At 63.1% G+C, this 2,220-nt stretch carries 1 protein-coding gene; it reads right to left on the bottom strand.

The genetic code is table 11. The annotated features are described in order from the left end of the window. Window positions 1-2,220, bottom strand: a 2,220-nt coding sequence (locus tag ED236_RS12295) for a beta strand repeat-containing protein (RefSeq protein WP_420820428.1), incomplete at both ends; no start/stop codon positions are given.

The raw sequence follows: 2,220 nt of genomic DNA, 5'->3' as shown, positions 1-2,220 counted from the left end.
CACCACCGCTGAGGCTGTCGGTACCGTCACCGCCCTGCAGGCTGTCGTTGCCCAAACCACCCAGCAGGGTGTCGTTGCCGCCGTAGCCCAGCAGCTGATCGTCACCCGCACCGCCGTCGATGCTGTCGCCCGCCGTGTTACCGCCTTCCAGGAAGTTGTTGCCGTCGTTACCAATAATGGTCAGCGCTTCGGTCTGGTTGAACATAAAGATGCTGACATCCGTATTGCCAGTGGCCGCCCGTAGCGTTTCCACACCGGTCAGGTTCTCGTCCTGACCGAAGCCGAAGCCATTGGCACTGACGATGAGCGTATCCGCCCCGTCACCACCAATCACCGTGGCACCGCCGTCGATGTTGCTGAAGGTGTCGTCACCGGTGCCGCCATCCAGCAGGTCGGAACGGCCGGTGCCGGTGATGGTGTCATCGCCCGCACCGCCTTCGATCAGGCTCTGGCTAGTGCTCGTTACCGTCAGCGTGTCGTTGCCTGCACCACCGACCACATACACCGCGTTATTGTTGGTGATGTGCAGGGTGTCATTGCCCGAGGTGCCGAGCGCAATGCGGTTGACGCCCGTGAAGTTCAGGAACTGGTTGGTCTGCCCGGTCACGGCATCCACCACCACAAAGCGCGGCCCGTTGATGCTGAGCAGCACGCCTTCGTCGTCGATGTAGCCGGTGCCGCCTTGCGTGCCGCTGATGCCACGCACGGTGAGCGTGTTGATGTCAGCCGCATCACTGAGCAGGTCGCGCTGCGCGCCGTTGCCGATGCCATTGCCCACGTTGGCGGTGTTGAGCACCACTAAAATGTCCTCAAGGTGCGTGACATTCACCACGTCCAGCGCACTGGCACTGGTCAGGCCGAATTCGGTACCCAGGTTGATCTCGTCACTGCCGTCGGTCAGGAGGTTGTAGCTCACCACCACATCCACACCCGTGTCGTTGCCGCTTCCGCCCAGGCCGCCACCGATGATGGTGTCATTGCCGGTGCCGCCGATGTAACTGTCGTTGCCATCGCCGCCGCTGAGGCTGTCATTACCGCTACCGCCCACCAGGAAGTCACTGCCTTCGGTACCGGTCACGGTGTCGTTGCCGCCACCCGCGTTGATGTAATAGTCGCGGCCGATGGGGCCGGTGGGGGGTGCCGTCAACGGACCAAAGTCGTAGCTGTCGTTGCCGCTGGTGCCCAGCACCACCTTGTTGAAGTTGTTGCCACGCTGGGCGCCACTCACCGCATCGCGCACATCGAAGGTGATGCCGGTATCCGCTTCGAAGGTGATGCCTTCGTCGTCCGTGTAGCCGATGCTGCCGGCAGGTTGGTCGCCAAAGCTCTCGACTTGCAAGGTGACGGTGTTGCGTGCCGACGCCTCTGCGCCCGTCAGGCTGCCATCCAGCGTGGTGCCGGTGCCCGTGCCATTGCCCACATTGGCGCTGGTGAAGGTGACGCGGATCTCGGTCGCCGCCGGTATCGGGAAGCCCAGCTTCACCACGTCGTTCTGCGTGGCCGAGCTGACGGTTTCAACGCCTAAGTTGATCTCGTCACTGCCATCGGTACTGAGGTTATAGGTCGCGGTATCCACACCGGCACCGCCCGACAGCGTGTCGTTGCCCGTGCCGCCGGTCAGGCTGTCGTCGCCGTTGCCACCCGACAGCAGGTCTGCACCGGCATTGCTGGTCAGCGTGTCGTTGCCCTCGCCGCCAAACAGCGAGTCGCTGCCGGAACCCGTCACGGCGACGTCGTCGCCACCAAAGCCATAAAAAGCAATCTTAATGTCTGCCGGTGCCGCCGACACCCCGTTGGTAGCGTCGGACCCTTCCAGCAGCAGACCAACGAAGTTGCTGTTTACGCTGCCGTCATTGACGAAGATAGACGTGGCTGCGATGCGGCCGTCTTGTACCGTCGGCGTGATGCTGAAGCTTTGCTCGGTGCCGGTGGTGGGCGTGCCGTTGATGCCGCCGGTAGGCACTCGGTTGCTGGCCAGGGCAAGCGTCAGCGTGTCCGACTCGGCATCGGTGGCCAGCACCGTCACGCCGGTCTCGGTGGCCTTGAACGAGGTCACCACCGGTGCGTCGTTGGTGGCGGTGATGTTCACATTGAGCGTCTCGGTGTCGCTCAAGGTGCCGTCGCTCACCGTCAGGCTGAAGCTGTCCTGCGCATTCACCTTCAGCGCTTCGATGGCCGCATCGTCCGGCACGTACACGTACTTGCCGTTGCCGCTATTCA

The organism is Pseudomethylobacillus aquaticus, assembly GCF_003730115.1.
GTDB classification, from domain to species: domain Bacteria; phylum Pseudomonadota; class Gammaproteobacteria; order Burkholderiales; family Methylophilaceae; genus Pseudomethylobacillus; species Pseudomethylobacillus aquaticus.
This window is presented reverse-complemented; position numbering and strand designations above follow the sequence as displayed.